Below are 24,274 nucleotides of genomic sequence, written 5' to 3' on the forward strand. Positions count from 1 at the left end.
CTGCATGGGAGACCCCGGACTCAGTGAATTATACATATTATATCCAATTTTTCTGTTCAACTCTTATAACTGGATATTTGGATTTATTTTTACAATACGTCATTCATTATTCTATTATAAAAAATAAATTCAAAATACTCATCAATTTTAACAGGAAATAGTCTATAAAGGTAGAATTTACTATATCTTTAGGCTTTTTAGGAATTGTACCCCAAAGAAAAAAGCCCAATGACTGAGGCTTGTCCCGCCTGCTTCATTAGACTTTTTGTATCCCGCTCTTTTAAGGTATGATGTCTTACAACACTAGACCTAAAAGGGCCGCTCAGATTCTTTGTCAACTTCATTCCACTAGCAGGGACAATTTTTCAGAAAGGATCATCCAAACTTCCGACTTGGAATCTTGTCGATATTGTCAAGCATGATTCCTGTTCCAATTGCGACACAATCCATTGGATTTTCGGCCACTAGGACGGGAACTTTTAATTCGTCCGCGAGCAGCATGTCGATGCCGTGCAGTAATGCACCGCCTCCTGTTAAAATAACGCCGCGGTCAATAATGTCAGCTGATAGTTCTGGAGGAGTACGTTCCAGCACGCTTTTTGCAGCCTGAACGATCACCGCAACTGATTCACGTAATGAACCTTCGATTTCTTCCGAACGAACTGTAATGGTGCGCGGCAGACCGCTTACCATGTCACGTCCGCGGATTTCCATTTCTTCCGACCGTGAACCTGGGAATACAGTCCCGATGTTGATTTTAATATTTTCTGCTGTACGCTCACCGATTAAGAGCTTGTATTCGCGCTTAATGTAGTTGAGAATTTCCATGTCGAACTTGTCACCGGCCATTTTGATGGAGGAAGAAGTCACGATATCGCCCATTGAAAGAACTGCTACATCCGTCGTTCCCCCTCCGATGTCCACTACCATGTTTCCACTCGGTTGGAATATGTCCATTCCCGCACCAATCGCTGCCACCTTTGGTTCTTCTTCTAAGTAAATCTTTTTCCCGCCGCTCTTTTCAGCTGCTTCTTTGATTGCCTTCTGCTCCACACTTGTAATATTCGTTGGGCAGCAAATCAGAATGCGCGGCTTCGATAAAAACCCTTTAACATTTAACTTATTAATAAAATGCTTTAACATTGCTTCGGTTACATCAAAGTCAGCGATCACGCCATCTTTTAGCGGGCGGATCGCGACGATGTTCCCAGGTGTCCGACCAACCATACGGCGAGCTTCTTCACCAACAGCAAGTACGCGATTTGTATTTTTGTCAATTGCCACTACGGACGGCTCATTTAATACGATTCCACGGCCTTTTACGTGAATTAGCACGTTAGCCGTTCCTAAGTCTATCCCAATATCTCTTGCAAACATTCTCTTTTCTTTCCTCCTTAAAACGGAATCCACATACTTTTCCTAATTGTATATTGTACCACACTCATTAAGATTTCCATACTTTTAGCATAGAAAAGTTGTAAAATCTTGCAGATGGATGTCGGATAGGAGGATTTCCAGAGAATGCCTTGTTGCCTATTCCTTTTTCAGTCGAGTCATGGATGTTTATTTTACAGTTTCACCTTCCTTTTCTTCTTTCTGATATTTCATTTTTGTTGCCTCTCCCCCTCGGAGATGACGGATTGATTTATGATAGTCTAAAATACCTTTAACCTCGTTTGCCAGCTCTGGATTAATCTCAGGAAGTCTCTCTGTAAGATCCTTATGGACTGTACTTTTGGATACGCCAAACTCCTTCGCAATTACGCGAACCGTTTTCCTCGTCTCCACGATATACTTTCCAATCTTGATAGTTCTCTCTTTGATGTAATCGTGCACACTCTCGCCCTCCCTAAATTGGATGTGAGAAGTGTGAAATGAGACCCGCTTATCACTTCGACGAATTCTGCTTCCGTTTTGGTGTCTGATTTGGGCTGCTTTGGTGTCAGGCACCACTAAAAGACATTTGTCCATTAGTGGAGGACACTTTTCTTGATGGTGTTAGGCACCAAACGGCAGAAAGTAAGTTACCTTCTGTCTATACGATGAATAATCATGTCCCCGACTGAATGTCCGCTAACTTCAAACGACTCTTCACCTCAAACACTCTCTTTGTAAAGGTTTGTAACCATTTTATTAGCTTGGATACGGGAATATGCTAGAAATACTCAATCGGGACAAGGTGTTATTCAAAGTTTTTTGATAATTGGACTTCTTACTTTTTTTCGACAGACGCGAGTATCGGTCCAGAATCCCTCCGTTATGCGGTTTTTAATTGGAAATATCCGGAGCTTTATTTTATTTCCCAAGAAATTTGTCGATAAAAAAATTATTCAAAAATGGCGATTATGATTGGAATGGAGGTTAAAAAGTGGTTTGGAAGCCAGTACTTTGCATCATTTGGGGCAGTTTTTTCTAAAAGTATTGTTAAAATTATTATATCTTTGATACCTTTTTGATATGTGTTTTTTGAAAGGAAGGTACCTATGACACCTTTTACAGAAAATGTGGTGGAAATCATTCGCAGCATCCCCGAAGGTAAGGTGGCGACGTATGGTCAAATCGCTCGGCTCGCTGGAAGCCCGCGTGCGGCCCGCCAAGTCGTCCGCGCCCTACACTCCATGAGCAAGAAGTACCATCTCCCTTGGCACCGCGTCATCAATGCTAAGGGGCAAATTGCCCTTCAGGATGACGAATCGTATCAGGAGCAACGGTTGTCGTTGGAAGCGGAAGGCGTGGAGATCGGCTTGAATGGAGTAATTGATTTGGAGAGGTACCAGTGGATGCCTGCCCCAACCTCCACCTGAAGTAAAACAAAAGAAAAAAAGGGGCGATCCGCCCCTTTCCCACTTTCATAAAGTTTAATACACTTTTACCGTTCGGATGGCACTAATGAATCCTTTAGCATCCTTTGCCGTTACCGACACCTTCGTTCCTCGTTTTTGCCTCGGGATCCTTACTTTAAAACTCCCATAACTATTTGCCTTCGCCGAATAGGCTTTCGTTCCAATCTTCACCTTCACAACGGCCAACTTTTCTGTTTTTCCAGTAACAGAGGTTGCGGTATACTTGACCGCATTCACACCAGGAAGATTAGGGGCCACACGTGCGACCGTGAGTGCTTTTGCATTGCTTATCTTCCCAGCTGTATCTTTTGCTGTAATTTTGAGTGATGTCCCGCTGTTTTGAATCGGTATCGTCACCTTGAAATTACCGACGCTATCGGCCTTTCCACTATAATTCTTACTACCAATTTGAACAGCAATACTCGCATACTTTTCCGACTTGCCAGTTACCACCGCTGATTTGTTATTAACGGCATTGACCACTGGGATGTTAGGAGCCACTCTCGTCACCTGTATTGTCTTTGGTACGCTCGTTCCCCCTGCATCCGTCGCAGTCACGCTTAAGACCGTTCCGCTGTTTTGGGCAGGAATTGTCACCGTAAACTTTCCATTCGCATCGGCATTACTTTTATAGGTGGTTGCTCCTGCTTTTACCGAAATCACAGCGGATTTTACCGTTACACCTGTCACGGTAGTAGCTTTATTAGTAACAGGATTCACCGTCGGGCTATTGGGCGGTACTTTTCCGACCACAAACTTTTGTAAACTTCGATTTGACGCGCCATCTACGATCGTCACGTAAAAAGTGGAACCTGGTGTTGGCGGTGTAATCTGAAAGGAAAATTTCCCGTCAGGACCCGCATAACCGAAATAAGTATGGCCAACCATTGCAATCGTCACAGAGGCACCGGCTTCGGTTACACCAGTAATTTGGGTTGATCGATTTGTCACCGTATTTATCTTAATTGGCGGAGGGGTTATGTCAATGAATTGAACCTCTACAGGTGTGCTGACATTGTTCGCAGCATCAGAAGCAATCACACGCAGGTAAGTGCCTGACACCTGCTTGTCTATCGGAATCGTAAATTGACCATCCACTGAGCTGGCATCGCCCTCGGCAATCAAGACGCTCCCATTAAAAATCGAAATATGAGCACCTGCTTCTGCCACGCCGGTTATTTCTTCCTTTGTCACCTGATTTGGCGTGTCCAGTAAGAGTTCCAGCGATGGAGGGGTTACATCTTGTACCGTAAAGAAAATCGATTCCCCTTGATTCTTGGAGGCATCTTCTATCCTAACTTCGATTTTCGTTCCTGCAGGCTGCTTCTCAAAAATAATCCAAAAATAATCGGAAGACACATAGCATGAACCGAGGATGGTTTGTCCTGACATCACTCGAATGAGTGCCCCTTTTTCTGCGTATCCACTAATGGAATCCGTCTGGTCCGTGATCGAATCTTGATTTAACTGCGGTGCGGCGGGCGCTGTTGTGTCCGCCACTATGACTGTCGCAGCTGGACTAATGTTTCCTGCTACATCCGTAGCGGTGATTTGAATCATCGTTCCTGCAGTCTGTCTTTCAATTCCGATTGAAAAATGGCCCTGTTCATCTGCCGTGATTTTTCCAAGGGAAACGGCTGTTTTGGCCTCAACCGTGGAAAATGGTTCGGCAATACCGGTGATGACTTCCGAATGCTCGGTCACTGCATCGACAACAGGCACTTCAGGCGGGATTTCATCCACAACCGTGACAACGGTCTCTGGACTGATCCGGCTGTAGCTATCCGTTGCCTTGATTGTCAGCTCCACTCCACTTTTTTGCGGAGGAATTGGAATCTGGAATCTTCCTGTTTCGCTCGATGCACCTTCACCAATTTTCTCGGCTCCCCGGTATACCTCCACCTGACTATCCCGGTCGGTAATCCCACTCACCGTTGTATCCCGGTCACTTATTTTTTCAACCAACGGCTTTTCTAGCGTTCCAAGTGGATAACTGTTTTCAAACGGTTTATAGGCCACTGTACCAATGTCTAACTTCCCCAAGGAGTTACTGTAATCGTTCCCGTCCGTAATTCCACGCTCGATTCGAAGGGGGTCGGTTACACCCCAATAATTATCATTCGCATCGAAGAGCAAGCGATTATACCCTGAGACCTGCACAATCACTTTCGTGTGCGGCCATCCAAAGAAGTTATTCTGATTAATGTGGATATTGGGAATCCCGCCATCCCCATAGTCACCTCTTACGGTCAGATCATAATAAGAGTCGATTGGATTCATAAAGGTATTCTTTTTGATAAAAATTTTCCCTGGTCCATTCGCAACACTTAAGTCCGCTTTTTCACTAAAAAAGTTATGTTCAATAGTTGTCTCCAATGGCGATGAGGAGATAGAAATCGAGCCATTTTTGTATTGGTTATGGCGGAGGATGGCATTTTTGCCCATCGTCGTCACAAGAAACCCGCCATTGTACTTTGATTGACGATAATGGTCCGCATATTCAATTTGAATCAAACTTCCATTAAATGTCGTTCCTTGTACGTACACATCCTGCAAACGGATGCGTTCTTGCACAGTCCCAACCGCCTTCAATTGGCCGCGCACCGTAATCCATGATCCATTTTGCCCAATCAACTCGACCCCCGGCTCAATCGTAAGAGTGACGCCTGAATTGATTTCGATCATACCCGTTTGATAATAGGGGGAGCCTTCTTTGGTTAACACTCTATCTTCACTAATTACGCCTGATATCGTGCTGCCGCTGCTAGTAGATTCCGCATGGTCCTTCATCGGGAATAAGGTAAGAATTAAAAGGGTAGAAAAAAAGATTTGCAGAAATTTCTTGTAAAATATCATCCGATTGGTCTCCATTAATAGTTTTATACTAATCATTATCATGGGCAGTATCCGAAATTACAATATACTTTTTCTACTTTCTTTATAGTAAAATCAACAAAAAAAAGACCACAAAACAAAAAAAACACACCAAGCCCCTTGGTGTTAACTCCCAACTATTTATTGTGGTGCCTTTATTGTGGTGCCTGACACCAACCACTGGTGCCTGACACCACAAAGTATCCATCTACCGTACCAACTCAAAAACCTTTTTCACTTTCTTAACCGGGATCTGCGACCCGCCCCGCTTCTGGACATTCTCGACCATCATCGCGACCATCAAATTTGGCGAATTTGTGTTATATCCAATGAACCAGCCATTTTCTGTACCGGTTTCACCTTGCTTCTGTTTAATCTCCGCTGTCCCCGTCTTGCCCGCCAGCGGGTACTCCTTCATATCGGCTGCATGTGCTGTTCCAGCGGCATCGCTAACGACCTTCCGTAAATCCGCCGCAATCACTCCGGCATGTTCCGCGGAGACCACGGCCTCCTTCCACACCTGTCCTTGCTGTTCATCCGTTAAGAGGATTGGCTTAATCATATTGCCATTATTGATAAATGGTGTGTATGCTGACAGCAAATGCACGATGCTCATTTGAATCTGCCCTTGACCATACCCCGTATCGGCAAGCGATATATCTCGGTCCAGCGCGCCAATCGTGGATTTCTCGAGCGGGAAAGGAAACGCCAGCTCTTCTTCAAAGCCAAATTTCTTCAGCCCATCCGCGAACGCGGCTTTCCCCGTTTTTAACGCCGCTTGGGCAAAATAAATATTATCACTAAATACGAATGCCTTTTCCAGATTAACCGGAGCTGAACCGGCGTGGACTCGCGTTACAAAATAACCGCCCCACGACTTATCCTTTTGCCACTTCTTCCCTACTATCGGTACCGCCTGCTCCGGAGTGATCGCTCCGTTTTCCAATGCTATCCCTGCCGTGATTGCCTTCATGACAGATCCCGGTGCAAAAGTTTGTTTAAACCGCGTTGAGAGGGGCCTTTTCTTGCTTTCCTGCAGTGCCTTCCATTCAGCCGCCGAGAAGCCAAGCATCGCTTGATTCGGGTCAAATGAAGGCGTACTGACAAGCGCCAGCGTTTCTCCTGTTACTGGATTCATAGCAGCTCCCGTGCCCGCTTCCTTGCCAAGTTGGTCATAGATTGCTGTCTGAACATCCACATCAATCGTCAGCTTCACCGCTTTTCCATCCTCCACTGGCTTTTCAGCGAGCACCTCCTTGCCGCCATTCTTTTTGTTAATGGTAATCGTCACCCCAGGCTTGCCCCTTAACTGCTCGTCATACACTTGTTCAAGGCCTCTTTTGCCAATCATATCACTGCTTGTGTAGCCCTTATCTTTGAGTTTCTCCAACTCATCTGCCGTGATCGCCCCAACATATCCAATAAGCTGTGCTGCGGCTTTGCCATACGGATAGATACGTGCTTCCACCTTTCGCGTTTGCACCGGCTCGAGGGCAATCAACTGGGCAATCCGGGCCTCATCCTCCATCGACACCCGCTTCAACGGCACGAACAGCTCCGGCTTTACCCAACTTGCACTTATTGCCTTCTTAATCTGATCAGGGCTCATTTTTAAAAGCGAGGATAACGGCTCAAGCATCTTGTCCGTCACCTTCCCTGCCACCACACCGACCTCGTACACTTGGCCATTCACAGCCAGCCCGATTTCATTGCGATCAAGGATCTCTCCTCTTTTTGGGGCAGTCGTATTAATGCCAATTTTATCTCCTTCTTGCAATTTCGGAAAAATGTACCCTGTATTCCAGTCTATATACCAATTCTTCTTGTCGGCTCGCTCTTCTTTCTTTAAGTTAGCTTTGTGGGTGAATTGAATCGGACCCGCCAAGCTATTCATGCTTGCCTTAAATGAATATTGGGCTTGTTCTTTTTCCCCCTGTTTATCTTCTTTTGGTTTTTTAAAGTCAATCTTGAGGTCTGTTATCTGAAGATCTTTGTAGATTTTTTGATAGCGGCTTGTAAATTCCTCTTTGGTGATTTTTTTCTTCGCATTAGTAGAAAGATAATCATACATCTGATCAAACTTCTGCCCATTCCATAACGCTATGTACTGCGCCAAACGATCCTGCGGCGTCGGCTCCTTACTGCAGCCAGCCAGAACCGCCATCATCAGCTGCACCACCAGCATGGCCCCTACTAACTTCCTCAACAAAATCCCTCCCTTAAAAAGTTTGGTTTACGGTGTCAGGCACCACCCAAAGACACTTTCTCCATTTTGTACACAAGTGGCGGACACCACTATTAATTACTTTTGGTGTCAGGCACCAATAACCAATATTTATTATTATACCGTGAATATACAGAAAATGGTGTTGTGCCCATTTATTATGAGTAAAATAAAGTGTGAATTAGTTCGAGCTTGTGCGAATTAATGTGAAATGAGTGCAAAAAAAAGAGGAAAGAATTCCCCTTCCCCTTTGTAACGTTATAATTATGAGTTTGTTTTTTCTGTTGAGTTAGTAGAATTGTCATCCGCATTTTTATCTTCGTCGGAAGATTTTTCTTGATCAAGGGAATTGTCTGGATCCTCAATCATTTGCTCTTTTTCTTTCATTTGTGGAGTTTCTACTGATTCGCTTGCATTTTCATTCGATAGTTTTGCTTCCTGTAAAGTGCTTAACGATTTGTTAAAATAGTCACTAGGGTTTACAGCAATACCATCTTTACGAATTTCAAAATGTACATGTGTTCCAGCTTTTTCATTGAACAAGCTTTGTCCAGCCTTGGCAATCACTTGTCCCTGTTTTACCTCGTCGCCAACCTTGATCTTTATGTCTTTAACGGATTGATATTGTGTTACAATACCTTTGTCGTGTTCCACTTCAATGACGTTCCCAAGGACTGCATCTTCTTCAACACGTGTGACAGTACCGCTTAGTGATGCAACAACATCAAACGATTCGCCGTCTTTCACGGTCACATCGATACCAGTATTTGGTTGGTAGGTATTGTTGTAGAATACCAAAGCCGCTTCCTGGTCTTCCGTTTTTCCATTGAAATCATAGAATTTCGTTTTTACAACAGCTGCATCCGCATTTTCCACTGGCATCTTGAAGTCTTCAAATGTTTTGCTAACTTCAACAGCTGGTTCTTGACCCTTTTTACCAGCAATATCCGTGGATTTGTAATCGTACTTGTCTGTTGCGTTGTTGCTTGTTTGATACCATAGTACCGCGGTCAAAATGATTGCTGCACTTGCAATATAGATGGCTGGAAATACCCAACGCTTTTTGAAAAAGCGTTTTACGCTGGAACTTTGAGAAGATCGTTTGTTTTCTTCCTCTCTCATTTTCATCACCTCAGCAATCATTCTGAACAGATAAGTAGAATTATATACACTAGTGAAAAAAATTTTTTTGAACTTATTTTTCGACAATGATTTAATTTTTATGCATGAAGTTGGAAAAAATTTTTTCGAGCATATTGGGAGGAATTTATATGAAAATTTTTAAGTGGGTATTGCGGGTGCTCCCGTTTGCCTATATGGCGGCCATTTTTATTATGTCGAGCTTGCCTGCGGACCATTTTGTGAAACTGCCTGATTCCAAAATCGACCACACCATTAAGGAATCATTACATTTAATAGAGTTTGCCATTTTGTATGTATTGCTCGTGCTAGCGATGTTAACCCGCCGAGGGGCGTTCACGCCTGCCTTAAACATAACTTGCGCTGTTATCGCTGGCCTCTATGGAATCAGCGATGAAATCCATCAGTCCTTCTACGCCTACCGCTCGGCGTCCTGGTTCGACTTAGTCAAAGACTTCACCGGGATCTTGGTTTGTTTTTACTTTATCCGAGGGGCATTGTTTAAGGGGAAATTTAAGGGACTTGGGAAGGTACTAGGCCGTGTATAGTTTTAGAAAAATAAATTCTCGAGAGCTTGATTACAAGAAAATAATAGTTGATGGCTTGGATATGGGCTGTTTTTGATTTGCACTCGCAATTCGGGCACACCCATGTTCCGTATACATATTTCATGCCGCTAAACAGTTACATGCTGGACAAGGCACACCTGGGAGGAGATCATTATTGTATCCTCCCAAAATACAAAAAACCAGGCATCTCAGCCTGGTCCATTCAACAACTACTATTTCTTCGCCGTAACCGTATCAAGCATATGATCCGCCGCTGTAATCTTCACGCCCTTGTAGTAATGCTTCACAATCTCCTGATAGTTCTTTCCTTCTTTAGCCATCCCATTCGCCCCATATTGGCTCATTCCGACGCCATGGCCAAATCCCTTCGTCGTAATCACAATATTGTCGCCCTTGCGCTTCCACGAGAAATCAGACGAGCGCAGTTCCAGTTTTTCACGAATTTGTATCCCTGATAGGACTTTCCCGTTGAAATCGACCTTACCCACACGCTTGCCAGCCGTCCGGTCCACAATCTTGCCAATTGTTGATCCAGAGCCAAGGTTCACACCAAGCCGTCTTTCAAACTCATGGACGGACATCACCTTTTGACTGTTATATTTCGGAGATTTTTTATCCCACGGACTGGATACACTTCTTAAATAAGGAAATTTCCCTTCCCAGACATCTTCCGAATTTTCCGTATAGCCATTGCCTGTCGAGAAGAACAAAGCATCGATTGGCTTGCCGTCATAGGTCAATATTTGACCGGCAGTAGCCCGAACAGCATCTACGATCTTCTTCTTTTTCCATTCATAATTTGCGCCCCAATCCCGTCTCTGCTCTGCATCATTCATATAAACCTGGTGGATAACGGTGTCCGTCACCTGAGCACCTTTGGGAACGCCCAGTGTATCTTTATTAATTAATCGGTTAACGATATACGTTCTCGCTGTTAATGCCTGGGCCTTGAGTGCTTCCTCTTTGAAATCAACGGGCATTTCAGCTGCCACCACGCCAACGAGGTAATCTTCTAATTGAACACTTTCAATGGTTGATCTTGCAGTCCGGAAGACGGCGACATCCACATCAGGGTCAGAAGAAGCCGGCACCACTTTTGCTTCTTTTGCGGGGGTCTTCGTTAAATCCTCCCCTAACTTTCCGCTCGCTTGATGTTCATCAGAAAACGGTAAAACAAGGACTGCGGGAATAATCAGTGTCAAGGCAATAAGGACTGCTGCTGCTACGACGAATGGTTTGATTTTTATCATGATAGTGCCTCCAGTTTGCAAATTCACAGCCACACCAAAACATACAAAGGCGGGATGCGTCTCAATTAATACATATGGAGGCGGACAAGCATTTATTACGGATTTTTGCAGAAAACTGAACAGGGTAGTAAACGTGGTATAAAACATGGTGTCAGGCACCGCCCGTGGACAAATCATGGATAAATGTCTTTTTCTGGTGCCTGACACCATCAAAACTACACACCATCAAAAGTCACCACAAAAAAACCACTAAACGCAAAAAAGGCCCAACTCTACATCAGGGCCCGTTGTTTTGCGATTGCACGTTGTTACGTGGATTTCAAGACTTTCCTGATTGGAAAACCAATCAGATCTGAAATCATTTACGCATTCATATCCGATACAAGGTTCTGAACCTCCGTGAACGTTTCGTCAGCTTCGTTGATCCGTTCGATGTCAGCGCCTAGTCTTGCTAGTTTGCCGTGGAAGTCTACATAACCGCGGTCTAAGTGTTTCAACTCAGTCACGCGAGTCATGCCTTCAGAAACTAAACCAGTTAAAATTAATGCAGCGGCGGCACGAAGATCTGTTGCTGATACTTCTGCACCTTGTAAGTTTGAAGAACCATTTAAAATAACAGAACGGCCTTCAATCTTGATGTCTGCGTTCATACGGCGGAATTCCTCGACATGCATAAAACGGTTTTCGAAGACCGTTTCAGTTATCATCGAAGTACCATTCGCACGAAGCAGCAATGCCATCATTTGTGATTGCATATCTGTAGGGAAACCAGGGTGCGGCATCGTCTTGATGTCAACAGCCTTCATACGATCAGTTCCGATGACACGGACGCCATCTTCTTCCTCACGAATCGTGATACCCATTTCTACCATTTTTGCAATCAAAGATGATAAATGTTCAGGAACAGCGCCTTTTACCAATACATTACCACCTGTTATCGCTGCAGCTACCATAAAGGTACCAGCTTCGATTCGGTCAGGAATAATATTGTGGTCTGCACCAAATAACACGTCTACCCCTTCAATACGAAGAGTTCCAGTGCCGGCGCCGCGAACTTTAGCGCCCATTTTGTTCAAGAAGTTGGCAAGGTCGACGATTTCCGGTTCTTTTGCCACGTTCTCAATAATTGTCGTACCCACCGCAAGAGTGGCAGCCATCATGATATTCTCAGTAGCCCCAACACTTGGGAAGTCTAAATAAATCTTTGCACCTTGTAAGCGGCCGTTTACTTCCGCTTCAATAAAACCGTTTCCTACCTTAACCGTTGCTCCCATGGCTTCAAAGCCCTTGAGATGCTGATCGATAGGACGGGATCCAATTGCACAGCCACCCGGTAAGGCCACACGAGCACGACCATTACGAGCGAGTAATGATCCCATGACAAGCACAGACGCGCGCATTTTTCGAACGTATTCGAATGGCGCCTCATCTTTTAACGCTTTGGATGCATCTACTTCAACTGTATTGTTTTCAAACGACACTTCAGCATTTAGGTTGCGTAAAACTTCATTAATTGTGTATACATCGGAGAGTGTAGGTACATCACGTAATACACTTTTTCCGTCACTTGCTAATAATGTTGCAGCGAGTACAGGCAGAACGGCATTTTTTGCGCCTTCAACTTTAACCGTTCCATCAAGCCTTTTTCCGCCGCGGACGATGATCTTTTCCAAGAGTATTCCCCTCCGCGTCCATTTTCTCTATATTAATATTCAATCGTAATGATTGGTGTGCCAACTACGATGGTAGTTTTAGCGCCCAATCCTTCGGAGCGTATGCCAATTTGTAAATTCATGTTCTCTCGTTGATTCTCTATGGAGCCTGTAAACATCGGCGAATTCGCCGAAACAGACATGAAAGTCTCCTCTTTTAACGCTTCGATTTCTTTTGCTTTAAATCTTGACATCATTTGATTCATTGTCTTAGGTAAAGACTTATCAATCTTATCACCGACTGTACCTTTCATACAAGAGAAAACTGTTGGATTTCCTCGAAATATGTCAGTTAGCCTAGTTTTAAATTGACTAGTAGTGAAAAAGGCCTTTGTCGCCGAATTCCACTCCTTACCAGAGATACTATATACTATATACGCATTAACAGGTTGTTTTGTGTGGGTTGCCATAATTTGAAGCATTTCGTTGTGGTGTTTAGATGTTGGAGATACTGCTGTTAATTCCCATTTTTGGCTGGTATTTTTAACAGACCATTCCCAATCAGGAAACTTAGCTTGAAGCTCTTTAGCGTAGTCCTTTACTTCCTGCAAACTTTCCATGCCATCCAAATGCTCTCTTGCATAAAAAGTCCATTCATCGAGCAAAATATTTTCGGCTTGTAACATCGAGCCGATTTTAATTAAGTCCATTTCTTTTTCAAAAAAGGAACTAGTTCCGCCGCTATTTGCTTCACTTGTTTGGTTCCCCATAACAACCAAAATTACACTAAGTATGATAACTACGCTCAAAAGGATTTGACTCTTTCTCTTCATCTCTACTCCCCCTTACTACCATTGTTACCAGGTAGAGGAGTAGCATACTTAGGAAATGTCGTCACTTTTAGACAAAGTTCCATGCTTTATTGATGTTATTTTTTCCACACAATGACGATTGTACTCAATTTCTAGACAAATAGGAACATGTACGAAGAACTAAAATTTTTCCAATTAACTATTTTGCATGATCAAAGGCAGTTGTCTAGACCATTGGAGATAATCAAGGAAAAAGTTACTAACAGATGAACCAATGATGATGGCTAATAATATGTAAAGTAACCGCGCCTGAAATACGTGACCCGCTTTCAGCAATTGATCCAACCGAATCGCTTGCAGGGCCCACCAGGAAATCGCTATAAAAATTAAATGTGACACAATACTTAACAATGCCATTTGCCCAAAATCATTTATCACCCTACACCCTCCTTTTTTCACACAATGTTTATTCTATCACAAACTTCACCTTAATAGTTTCCTTTTCTATCCATTTTTCAAAAAATACTTTTTAATAAAAAATTCGCCTTCCACTGCACTATTAGAAGGCGAATTTTAGGCTGACACGACCCACATATTTAACTAATTAACCTGATTCCAAACCCTGCCGATATTTAATGGGACATATACCTTGTCGCCGTGTATTTGCTTGTGGATGATTGGATTTTCAAAGTTCGTATCAGGACATTGTTCCTTTCGCACTTTGCGGCGTGCTCGAACGTTCCCTCCAAAAAAATCAGCCAAGTTCACTTTTGAAATTTTCATCACCTTAACTCCTTTCCATTTGTTGTATGTAAGAGAAACAAAAGGAGATCCTTTTGTCCCCCGCCTGAAGCTTGAATTTTATTTGGCTGCTACAACCACGACTCGACCTTTGTCTAATTCCTTTTCAAATTGCTGCGCCTCAGTATCGGATAATCCTAATGATTCCATTTTTGAACGAAGCTCGTCCCCGCGGGAACGAAACACATTTGCGATGGAATCCAAGAATCCTTGTTCGTTTACCCCAATCTCATTAGTATCCAGCGCCTCCGACAAATCCTCGGAACGTTCTTTGCTGTGAGCCAACAAGTAAACTTCATCTTTGCTGAACCCTTGATTTAATAATTGTTCAATTTCTTGTTTGGCTTGAAGACCATTTTCCACTAGTTTGACCTGTCTCATTCTAACTACCTCCTAAATAAATTTCGTTAGTAAGTTGAAATGCTGCGTGATGTTAACTGGGTGTATAACCCTTTTTAAAAAATTGAAACCTTTATGCTGAAAAAATGATTTTTTTATCAAAAAATGTTTGGCCATTGCAGGAGCGGGTATTACATGATTAAGTTCCACATTACTTATTAGAAAGGGATGAGTTTTCATGGGATTTATTTGGTCTTTAATTATCGGAGGAATTATCGGGTGGTTAGGAGGTCTCGTCATCGGACGTGATATTCCAGGAGGTGTCATTGGAAATATCATCGCTGGATTTATTGGAGCTTTTCTCGGATCTTTGATATTAGGCGATTGGGGTCCGGAAGTCGGAGGATTTTATCTGATTCCAGCCATCTTGGGCGCGATTCTACTCACATTAATCGTCGGCTTCCTTATGAAAGGCATGAGACGGGAAGCTTAAATAATTGGTTCACTCAGGGAGACTGCCGACACGCAGTCTCTTTTTATGTTTTTCCCATAAGAAAAACACCTCAACAAACAAGGTGCTTCTGGTTTGACTCTATTTTAAAATAACTCCTCTTCTGGTAGTGCCCACACTGACACGCTGCCGCCGTTAACAAGGAACGTCGCAAATCCATCTTCTTCTATTTGAATAGGCTCATCGCGTGATCCTGTGAGGTCCACCCACACTTCCCCTGCCCGGTCTTCACCGACGAACATTCTCTTTTCACCATCATCCTGATTTGAAATGAGGACCGCGCAGCCTGAACGCTCCAGTTCCGCCCGGCCGCGACGGACCCAGCCAATCAAATTGGCGTCGTCGAAATAATCTTCTTCTTCGCCATAAGCTTTATGAAAACGAGCATATAGCAGCGGATCGATCGCCACCCTCTTTCCTTCAATAGGCTCTTCTCCCCCAATGCCAAAATAATCTCCGTAAAAAATACATGGATGGCCATCTTTGCGGAGCAGAATCAGCGCATATGCAGACTGCTTAAACCAATCCTCCACCCAGGATTCCAGAGCCTCGTTTGGCTGGGTGTCATGATTATCCACAAAAGTGACTGCATGTTCCGGATTCGTTTGAACCAACGTATCATCGAAAATGGTCGTCAAATCAAAATCAGCCCCGGCCATTGCTGCTTCATGAAATTTATAATGAAGGGGAACGTCAAATAACTGGAGCTTGTGCTCAACATTTTTCAAAAACGTTTGGCAGGCAGAAAGCTCCGCGACCCAATATTCGCCTAGAAAATAAAAGTCGTCTCCTTGCTGCTTCCGAACAGCATCGATAAATTTTTTAATAAAATGATAATCCATATGTTTAATCGCGTCTAAGCGGTAACCGCTGCATTGTAATGTATCAGCAAGCCAGTTTCCCCACTTGATCATTTCCTCTTGTACATCTGGTTGATGGTAATCAATATTGGCAAACATTAAATAGTCGTAATTCCCAAATTCCTTATCGACATAGTCATTCCACTTTTTATCCTCGCCGACCATCCGAAAAATTCCTGTTTTCTTCGATTTTGCATCGTAGTCGATACCGTTAAAATGTTCAACTCCCCATTTGAACGCTGAGTACTTATCCTTTCGTGTCGGGAACGTGAATTTGGTATACCCCTCTATTTCAAACGGCTCAGAAATCTCTTCGGTTCGGTCCTCCTTGCTCACTTCAACGACTTGAAATCTCTCGGTTTTATCCGCCCCGCCTTTATGATTCATGACCACATCTGCATAGACATGAATCCCATGTGCAGACAATGCGGCAATCGCGTCAAGTAAATTCTTGCTTCGTTCCATATTTCGTCCGAACTGTCCCTTTTTGATCGAATTCACCCAAATCATAAAGATCGTATACCCCATAGCCCGTATCTTCTGCCGATTGACCTTTCGTTACGGGTGGAATCCATACCGAATCGATTCCTTTCCTTTTCAGCTCAGGCGCCATCTCTTTCAGACGGTTCCAATGGGTCCCATCGGCTTCAATATGCCACTCAAAGAATTGCATCATCGTCTGGTTTCGTTTCATGGTTTTTCCCCCTTTATCTTGGCCATTTTATAAAACACCGGAAAATAGGCGGGCAAAGGATTCCTTTACCCTTTCAGTCAGTCCTCTTTTGTAAAATTCTACAGGGCGGATTCTGAGACACTCCTTCAAGTCTTCTTCATAATGCGCCACTAGGTCTTGGATGGATTTCGCCCCGATTAAAAATAAATTCACCTCAAAGTTGAGACGAAAGCTGCGCATATCCATATTGGCTGTGCCAATCGTGGCAAGATCGCCATCCACAATCATCACCTTCTTATGAAGAAACCCCTTTTCGTACGCATAAACCTCAACACCCGCACGCAACAATTCCGGTAAATAAGAACGCGTCGCATATTGGGTGAGAAAACCATCATTGGTGTCAGGCACCATGATTCGTATTTGAATCCCTTTATGGGCGGCAATCCGCAGTGCGGTTCGAATGGCTGGATTGGGGACGAAGTACGGCGACGCTATCCAAATGGATTTTGTGGCGCAGGAGATCATCGCATAATAATGGTCACTCATCCGTTTTGTTTCCGGGCCGGTCGCGACGACATGGACGAGACCATCGCTGGGGGCAGGGTTTGGTTTCATATAGCGTTCATCCGTCACCAGCATTTCCCCGCTCACATACCGCCAATCTAATAAAAACACGGCATGCAAGGTTTGGACTGCTTCCCCTTCAACAAGGACATGGGTATCACACCAGAATCCAATATTCTCGTCTTCCCCTAGATATTCGACTCCAACGTTCAGTCCCCCCACAAATCCGACTTTCCCGTCAATGACAATGATTTTACGATGATTCCGAAAGTTAAACTTTTGATTAATCAGACCGCTTTTCAACGGCAAAAAAGGCTGGACCTTGATTCCTGCATCCTTCATTCTATTTATTGCGCCGCTTGAAAGTGTGATACTTCCCACCGCATCGTACATCAAACGCACTTCTACCCCTTCATGTGCTTTATCCGTTAAGATGTCGATGATCTCATTCCCTAGCCGGTCATCTCGGAAGATGTAATATTCTAGATGGATAAAGTCCTTAGCTTCCTTTAGCGCTTTTTTGATTTCTCGGAACGTTTCGTCGCCATCTTTTAAAATTTTGGTGTAAGTATTGGAATTCGTAGGAGTGGCAGTCGCCCGATCCAAATAGTGTGTAAAATGGTGCTGGTGATAATTTAACTGGGAAAAATCGATCTTCTTGTGTTTTTGACTCATTCTTTCAAACACTTCACGATCCTTGATTCGCTTACTTTTAAAAAGATAGCCTTTTAATAATAATTGTCCTGAATAGACATAAATAATATAGCCAAGGATGGGCAGGAACACTAAAATATAAATCCATAAAAGCGTGTTTTGTGCGGTCCGATTTTCAAGCATTAATGAAAATACAGTAATCAAGATCATTCCCCCGTAGAGCGCGATGGAAATCACTTTCGACAGGAACGGAACGTCGGTAAAAAACACTATATAGGCTAGCGCAACCATAAAAATGATAAAGACCCATTCCATTCTCCGTTTTTTCATCACATCGTTCTCCCCCCAATTTATCTAGATCCCCATATGGGGTAATACCCGATTTATCCGGATATTAATCATACTGATATTGAAAAAAAAAAGGTGCCTGACACCCAATGTGGGTGTCGGCACCTATGCCTTTCTGTATATTCGTTCATGTGGATTAAATTCCACGTATTGCTTGCCCTTTGGCATAAACAGGATGGATTCTTTACTGCCCAAGCCGATGAATCCACCTTCAGCAAGACTGTCGTAAAATAGGCCATGGACTTTCTGCTGCAAATCATTGTCAAAATAGATCATGACATTACGGCATAAAATCACATGAAACTCATTAAATGAACGGTCGGCCACCAGATTATGCTGAGCAAAGATAAGGTTCTCTTCTAATTTAGGAGAAAAATAAGCAAACTGGTGATCCGTCGTATAGTACTCGGAAAAGGCCTTTTTTCCACCTGACTTTAAATAGTTCTTCGTATATTGCTGCATCTTCTTGAGAGGAAACGCTCCTTTTTGAGCAGCAGAAAGGGCTTTTTCATTAATATCAGTTGCATAGATGGTTGTTTTTTTCGCGAGCCCTTCCTCCAGCATCAAAATGGCCATCGAATAGACCTCTTCCCCCGTTGCGCAGCCAGCATGCCAAATTCGAATCTCTGGAAGCTCGCGCAATAATGGAACGACCTGGTTACGAAAGGCAGCAAAAAAAGTAGGATCTCGGTACATTTCCGTCATCCGAATCGAGAGATCATTTAATAATCGCTCCAAATACGCTTGATCGTGAAGGACTTTCTCCAATAAAGCCGTGATCGACGGAAGCCGCTCCGCCTTCATCCGATTCAAGACCCTTCTAGTTAAGGAGGCACGGACATACCCCCTGAAGTCATATCCGTACATTTGATACAAACCCTCAAGCAGCAAATTGATTTCGATATTCTGCAACTCCGTTGGCACTATTGTTTCTGTGTGTACATTGGAATCTTGCGGGTTTAATGGGTTTACTGGGTTTACTGGGTTCATCGGGTTTACTGGGTTCACCGGGTTTACCGGGTTTACCGGGTTTACCGGGTTCAACGGGTTCACTGGGTTTGCTGGGTTTAGCGGTTGTATCGGGCTGGTCGGGTTCATCGGGTTTAACGGGTTCACCGGGTTCACCGATTTTTTCATGCTCGTCAATCCTGATCCACCTGCTCTGTCAACCACACCCGCATCAATGAGAATAGCTGGTCGATTTTTAATGGCTTCATAATATAATCAGACGCACCTGCCTCCATACACTTATCACGTTCTCCTTTCATGGCTTTAGCGGTCAGCGCAATAATGGGCAGACTTTCCATCTGCAGGTCATGACGTATCGCCTTCATGGCCTCATAGCCTCCCATCACCGGCATCATGATATCCATGAACACCAAGTCAAAGTCGGCTTGTTCTTGTAAAATTTCAATGGCGCGCTTTCCGTTCTCAGCCACTTGGACCACCACTCCTTTTTTCTCAAGCGTTGTCACAAGCGCATATACATTCCGTCCATCATCCTCAACAAGGAGTACCTTTTTCCCTTTAAACAAGCGTTCATCTGAAGTTTCAGCCTCCGTTCGATCAACGCGCGGCGGTTCTGATTCTTCTATAAATTCCTGTTCCTCGGTCAGCTCACTGGCACTTGCCGCCACTTCCTCCAGCGCCAAGACTTCGAACAAATCATGGCTGACAGGCGCAAGACGGCTCGGTATATATAAGGTGAACGTACTTCCCTTATCTTGCTCGCTTTCGACTTCAAGCAGCCCGCCAAGCAAACGGGTAAATTCCCGGCAAATCGATAACCCCAGCCCCGTCCCGCCATATTGCCTGTTTGTGGTCCCGTCGACCTGTTGGAAGGCATCGAATATAATTTGCTGTTTATCTAATGGAATGCCGATTCCCGTATCAGTGATAGCGATGGACAGCACGACAGCATCCTCTTGCAGGTCAGGCAATTCCGCCACTTTTTCAAGCGGAGCAAATTCAATTCGTACCGTAACGCCGCCTTGTTCCGTAAATTTAAAGGCATTGGATAATAAATTTTTCAAAATTTGCTGCAATCTTTGTCCATCCGTCGAAATGACCGGAGGCACATCTGGATGTGTGATCACATCAAAGGTTAAATTCTTTTTTCGCGCCACTGGCTCAAACAGATTCCTGAGCGTCTGTGGAATTTCTGTTACATTGACTTCGTCTGTCAAAATTTCAATTTTTCCTGCTTCAATTTTTGATAAATCGAGAATATCATCAATCAGCCGCAGCAAATCTCCGCCAGCCGTATGGACAACACCTGCGTATTCTTCTACTTCTGACATGGTTAACTCATCATTATTCTCCATCAGCATTTGCGACAGAATCAGAATGCTATTCAATGGCGTGCGCAGCTCATGAGACATATTTGCAAGAAAATCCGTCTTGTATTGTGAACTCATCTGGAGCTTTCGAGAATAGTCTTCCAATTCATCCTTCGCCTTTTTGAGTTCCAGCGCTCGTTGCTCGGCATATTGCTTCTCCTGCTCCAAATACCCATTGGCCATTTGAAGCTGATCTTGCTGCATTTGCAATTCTTCCGATTGTGCTTGGAGTTCTTCCGATTGCGCCTGAAGTTCTTCTGTTAAAACCTGCGATTCTCCTAGCAGCCTTTCCACTTCCATTCTTCCCGTCACATTGGTAATCGCCGAACCGAACTTGTCTTGGAGCAGGTCGACTAAGGTAAGGTGCTGTGAGAGAAACGGCTGAAGCGCAGCAAGCTCAATCACGGCCTCTACCTTGCCATCTACTAAAATCGGAGCAATTAATAGATTCCTTGGGGAAGAAGCACCTAAGCCAGAGGTGACTTTGATATGTTCCTCGGGCAGTTGGTCAATCAGAAAGATCCGTTTATCGACAGCAGCTTGGCCGATCAGCCCTTCCCCCAATCGGAAACTCGCCCGGGCAGCTCCCTCATCGGCAACCGCGGCATAACATGCCGCTTTGACGTAATAGACTTCGCCCCCTTCATTTTTGCGAAGATATACCACACCAAAAGAAGCTTGAAGTAATGGAGCCAATCTAGAAATAAACGATTGCGTCAATTCGCTAATATCCGTAATCCCTTGATACAATGTTGAGATATCCGCCATACTTTTCTGAATCCAACTCTGTTTCTCCAGACTGCTGAGGAGACTGTTCATGGCCTCCGCAAGCTCCCGGGTTTCGTCACGCGTATTCACTTTCATCCGTGTCGTCAGGTCGACATCCGAATCAGAATCGGTAATTCCTTTAATCGTTTTTACCACTTGATTGATGGTTCGAACGATGGAATTAGACTGTAACAGCGCCGCCGCGATGGTAATGAGTGTTACCAAACCAATCAGCGCGTACAACGTCACTTTTAAATTTTGATTGTTTTGTTTGAGTTGACTGATCCGTCCTGCCATCAGTTTCTTTTCACTGGCCAGAAATGAATCAAACTGGGTGCGGAGCTGGTCGGTTAATCTTTTTCCTGTACTTTTCTTAAAATGCTGGTCTAAGGCCGATTGATTATTGGCTTTTTTAGCATTGATGACATATTCCCCGGAATTAGTCATCCAACTCCTAATCAGCGGTTTTATTTCTTCTAAACTGCGCTGCTGCCTGTTGTTATCCTCTAACAAGGAATGAAGTTTATTGTAGTTATCCAGCCAGTTCCTGCTCCCTAGATTATAAGGCTCCAGGTATTCCTCATCTCCAGTGAGCGCATACCCTCTCATTCCGGTTTCCATGTCGAGAACATTTTTTTGAATTTGGTTCGTTAGATCGTGCACCTCAATATCATGTCCCGATATGAAGTCCACCTCGTTCTGTAAATCGGCCATTCGATTAATCACGATGAGCAAGGATATCACCAAGCAAATCAAGATGGAGAAGTATCCGGTAATAATTTTGGCACGAATGTTGTAGTTGAAGCCTTTTATTGTAATCCCCTCCTGACAAAAGTGGTCTATTAAAATATCCTTATTCTACCATAGCTCTATATTTATTTGAGATTGAAAATTTCTACCTAAATACTTTTTATTACCCGAATCTATTATTCTTGAAACCTCTTTGGAAAAAATTTTTTCCAAGGTTTCAACCGATAAAGTCCAGGGTAAGGAATAAATATCAACACTATTCCAACAAACGGAGGTAATAAACATGGCAAAAGCAAAAGAGAAGAACAACTTAGTAACAGAGACTCTTAACACACAGGTCGCTAATTTTTCCGTGCTTTATATGAAACTGCACCACTACCACTGGTATGTTAAAGGAGAGAATTTCTTCACGCTGCACCCCAAATTTGAAGAACTGTATAAGGAAGCGGCGCTGCATCTTGATACCATCGCGGAACGAATGTTGTCGCTTGGAGCATTGCCAACGGCGACATTGAAGGAGCAATTACAAATCTCTTCCATCAAGGAAGGCGAGGGCGACGAAAATGCGGAGGGAATGATCAAGAGTCTAGCTGATGACTTTAACACTGTCTGCACTGAGCTTACAGAGGGAATCACCCTTGCCGAGGACAACGAAGACCAACCGACAGCAGATCTGTTCATAGCCGTTCGCACATCCTTGGAAAAGCATAGATGGATGCTCGAAGCATATTTGGCGGAGTAGAATTCGACGGGGGGACGGGGAATTGTTCCCGTCCTCTTTTAAAAAGCGGGTTGGATGGGCAGCACAATTAATGGCTAATTGTTCCCTTCTCCTTCTAAAAAACAGGCGGCCGGGCATGATTAGTACCTATTTGTTCCCATCGCCTTCAAAAAAATAGGCGAGCAGTCACCATTAGTACCTATTTGTTCCCGTCACCTTCAAAAAGAAAGGCTCGCGGGCACCATTAGTACCTATTTGTTCCCGTCATCTCCTAAAAACAGGCTCACGGGCACGATTAGAACGCCCCCTTCACAACCAGCACGCTGCCTTTTCCTCAGCAACAATTTTTCCAGCAAAACCCGACCCACCAATTAGTAAACAGGGTGCCAGCTCTTCCGCTGACACCCTTGTATTTGTTAGCCATTCGTCGAAATCATCACCAAGCAAAGGTCGTCCTTCGGGGCATTGTGCGGCTCCAGACTTGGCTGCAGCTGGTGAAGAAATGCATCAGGATTGTCGATGTCTTTGGCTTGTAAGGTGCTGATGAGCTTCGCGATCGCATCCTCATAATCCTCCTCCAGCCATTCCGACAGGCCATCGGTAAAGAGCAGCGTCCGCGCACCCCGCTTGTAAGGAATGACGCCTTTGGTTACATCGATTTCTTCAAAAAAACCAAGAGCACAGCACCCATCCGTTAATAGTTTCACCTCATCATCCACGATGGCGATTCCCGCTGGATGACCGGCATTGACGTACTCAATCGTTTGCGTTTCAGTGTCGAGCACTAGGTAAATCGCGGTGAAATAATAGTTAATCAAATGATCAGGCATCTTCAGCTGATACATGCGCCGATTCAGTTCTCTCATGACCCGCTCTGGATCACACATCCCCGTAATCGTATCCTTCAATGCCGAATATATGTACATACATACGAGTGAGGATGAAATTCCATGCCCCATCATATCAAGCAAAATCACGCCATACCGATGTTCGCTGATTGGATACCAGGCATACAAGTCTCCAGCCAGCTCAAAGGAAGGCTTATAGATAGCCGAAATCGTTACATCCTCTTCTTCGATCGGATCACTTAGGATGCTTCCTTGCACCTGCTTCGCCAGGTCCAACTCATATTGGAGCCGTTTATCCCGTTCCTTCCGTAAGTCCTTCTCTTGCTTTAATCGAAGGACGGAACGCATCCGCGCCAGCAGCTCCACTTTATTAATGGGTTTCAGGACATAATCAAGGGCACCTGCATCCATCGCCTCAGCCATTTTGTTGGAATCTCCCATGGCTGTAACGAAGATGATTGGCAGGTCAGCATACCTCTCATCCGCAAGAACCTTTCTGCATGCTTCCATTCCGTCTATTTCCGGCATCATCAAGTCCATTAGAATTAAATCGAACGGAACCTCCTCGGCATTTACCTCATCCAGCTGCAAACATTGATATAACTCCTTGGCAGATGTCAGCAGAACCAACCGATTATAACCAGCCTTCCGCAGAATTTTCTCGATAATCATCAGATTAGTTTGATTATCGTCAACCACCGCAATTTTCATGGCCATAGCGATTCCCCCTTTCC

General features: G+C 44.1%; 19 protein-coding genes and 1 pseudogene. 4 read left to right on the forward strand and 16 right to left on the reverse strand.

Features of this window, described 5'->3' with window-relative positions; translation table 11 throughout:
- Positions 1–375 precede the first annotated feature (375 nt).
- Positions 376–1,377, reverse strand: coding sequence for a rod shape-determining protein (locus AC4QJR_RS26875; protein WP_098571483.1), 1,002 nt, complete (start codon positions 1,375–1,377; stop codon positions 376–378).
- Positions 1,378–1,563: 186 nt separating this feature from the next.
- Positions 1,564–1,836 (reverse strand): sporulation transcriptional regulator SpoIIID, encoded by a 273-nt coding sequence (spoIIID, locus tag AC4QJR_RS26880; RefSeq protein WP_088090148.1) that lies wholly within the window; start codon positions 1,834–1,836, stop codon positions 1,564–1,566.
- Positions 1,837–2,483: 647 nt separating this feature from the next.
- Between spoIIID and AC4QJR_RS26885 the strand changes: the two genes are divergently transcribed.
- Positions 2,484–2,804, forward strand: a complete 321-nt coding sequence (locus tag AC4QJR_RS26885; protein WP_496524818.1) for an MGMT family protein — start codon at positions 2,484–2,486, stop codon at positions 2,802–2,804.
- Positions 2,805–2,858: 54 nt separating this feature from the next.
- Here the strand turns inward: AC4QJR_RS26885 and AC4QJR_RS26890 are convergent, their stop codons facing one another.
- From AC4QJR_RS26890 to spoIIQ, 3 genes are all read right to left on the reverse strand, one after another.
- Complete coding sequence (locus AC4QJR_RS26890; RefSeq protein WP_496524819.1) at positions 2,859–5,699, reverse strand: Ig-like domain-containing protein; 2,841 nt, start codon at positions 5,697–5,699, stop codon at positions 2,859–2,861.
- A 226-nt stretch (positions 5,700–5,925) separates the two neighbouring features.
- Positions 5,926–7,923 (reverse strand): penicillin-binding transpeptidase domain-containing protein, encoded by a 1,998-nt coding sequence (locus AC4QJR_RS26895; RefSeq protein WP_496524820.1) that lies wholly within the window; start codon positions 7,921–7,923, stop codon positions 5,926–5,928.
- A 282-nt stretch (positions 7,924–8,205) separates the two neighbouring features.
- Positions 8,206–9,063 (reverse strand): stage II sporulation protein SpoIIQ, encoded by an 858-nt coding sequence (gene spoIIQ, locus AC4QJR_RS26900; protein WP_375374582.1) that lies wholly within the window; start codon positions 9,061–9,063, stop codon positions 8,206–8,208.
- Positions 9,064–9,212: 149 nt separating this feature from the next.
- Here spoIIQ and AC4QJR_RS26905 point away from each other — a divergent pair, with 149 nt between their 5' ends.
- Complete coding sequence (locus AC4QJR_RS26905) at positions 9,213–9,629, forward strand: VanZ family protein (RefSeq protein ID WP_098571488.1); 417 nt, start codon at positions 9,213–9,215, stop codon at positions 9,627–9,629.
- 233 nt (positions 9,630–9,862) lie between these two features.
- Here the strand turns inward: AC4QJR_RS26905 and spoIID are convergent, their stop codons facing one another.
- The 6 genes from spoIID to AC4QJR_RS26935 form a co-directional block, all read right to left on the reverse strand.
- Entirely contained in the window at positions 9,863–10,900 is a 1,038-nt protein-coding gene (gene spoIID, locus AC4QJR_RS26910; protein WP_251459487.1) for a stage II sporulation protein D, read from the reverse strand.
- 362 nt (positions 10,901–11,262) lie between these two features.
- Positions 11,263–12,573 (reverse strand): UDP-N-acetylglucosamine 1-carboxyvinyltransferase, encoded by a 1,311-nt coding sequence (murA, locus tag AC4QJR_RS26915; protein WP_098571490.1) that lies wholly within the window; start codon positions 12,571–12,573, stop codon positions 11,263–11,265.
- 32 nt (positions 12,574–12,605) lie between these two features.
- Positions 12,606–13,385, reverse strand: a complete 780-nt coding sequence (locus AC4QJR_RS26920) for a YwmB family TATA-box binding protein (RefSeq protein ID WP_251459489.1) — start codon at positions 13,383–13,385, stop codon at positions 12,606–12,608.
- Between the two features lie 174 nt (positions 13,386–13,559).
- The gene (locus AC4QJR_RS26925) at positions 13,560–13,802 is read right to left on the reverse strand and encodes a DUF1146 family protein (protein WP_026568263.1); all 243 of its coding nucleotides are present in this window, start codon (positions 13,800–13,802) and stop codon (positions 13,560–13,562) included.
- Positions 13,803–13,964: 162 nt separating this feature from the next.
- Entirely contained in the window at positions 13,965–14,147 is a 183-nt protein-coding gene (locus AC4QJR_RS26930) for a hypothetical protein (protein WP_496524821.1), read from the reverse strand.
- A 78-nt stretch (positions 14,148–14,225) separates the two neighbouring features.
- Entirely contained in the window at positions 14,226–14,546 is a 321-nt protein-coding gene (locus tag AC4QJR_RS26935; RefSeq protein WP_496524822.1) for a YflT domain-containing protein, read from the reverse strand.
- Between the two features lie 196 nt (positions 14,547–14,742).
- Here AC4QJR_RS26935 and AC4QJR_RS26940 point away from each other — a divergent pair, with 196 nt between their 5' ends.
- Positions 14,743–14,997, forward strand: a complete 255-nt coding sequence (locus tag AC4QJR_RS26940; RefSeq protein ID WP_098571494.1) for a GlsB/YeaQ/YmgE family stress response membrane protein — start codon at positions 14,743–14,745, stop codon at positions 14,995–14,997.
- A gap of 104 nt (positions 14,998–15,101) precedes the next feature.
- Here AC4QJR_RS26940 and AC4QJR_RS26945 read toward each other — a convergent pair.
- The 4 genes and pseudogenes from AC4QJR_RS26945 to AC4QJR_RS26960 all read right to left on the reverse strand — a co-directional run bounded on the left by AC4QJR_RS26945 (position 15,102) and on the right by AC4QJR_RS26960 (position 21,965).
- Positions 15,102–16,569, reverse strand: a pseudogene (locus AC4QJR_RS26945) (alpha-amylase).
- Between the two features lie 27 nt (positions 16,570–16,596).
- Entirely contained in the window at positions 16,597–18,096 is a 1,500-nt protein-coding gene (gene cls / locus AC4QJR_RS26950) for a cardiolipin synthase (RefSeq protein ID WP_496524823.1), read from the reverse strand.
- Positions 18,097–18,219: 123 nt separating this feature from the next.
- Positions 18,220–19,260 carry a CheR family methyltransferase gene (locus AC4QJR_RS26955; RefSeq protein ID WP_496524824.1) on the reverse strand — a complete coding sequence of 347 codons (1,041 nt, stop codon included), beginning with the start codon at positions 19,258–19,260 and terminating at the stop codon, positions 18,220–18,222.
- Positions 19,257–21,965, reverse strand: coding sequence for a CHASE3 domain-containing protein (locus AC4QJR_RS26960; RefSeq protein ID WP_496526756.1), 2,709 nt, complete (start codon positions 21,963–21,965; stop codon positions 19,257–19,259). The genes AC4QJR_RS26955 and AC4QJR_RS26960 overlap by 4 nt, the downstream gene beginning before the upstream one ends.
- A gap of 289 nt (positions 21,966–22,254) precedes the next feature.
- Here AC4QJR_RS26960 and AC4QJR_RS26965 point away from each other — a divergent pair, with 289 nt between their 5' ends.
- A complete protein-coding gene (locus tag AC4QJR_RS26965) occupies positions 22,255–22,713 on the forward strand; it encodes a Dps family protein (protein WP_496524825.1) in 459 nt (152 codons plus the stop codon).
- 395 nt (positions 22,714–23,108) lie between these two features.
- Here the strand turns inward: AC4QJR_RS26965 and AC4QJR_RS26970 are convergent, their stop codons facing one another.
- Complete coding sequence (locus AC4QJR_RS26970; RefSeq protein ID WP_496526757.1) at positions 23,109–24,251, reverse strand: PP2C family protein-serine/threonine phosphatase; 1,143 nt, start codon at positions 24,249–24,251, stop codon at positions 23,109–23,111.
- Positions 24,252–24,274: the final 23 nt, after the last annotated feature.

The organism is Neobacillus sp. BP17 (genome assembly GCF_059579525.1).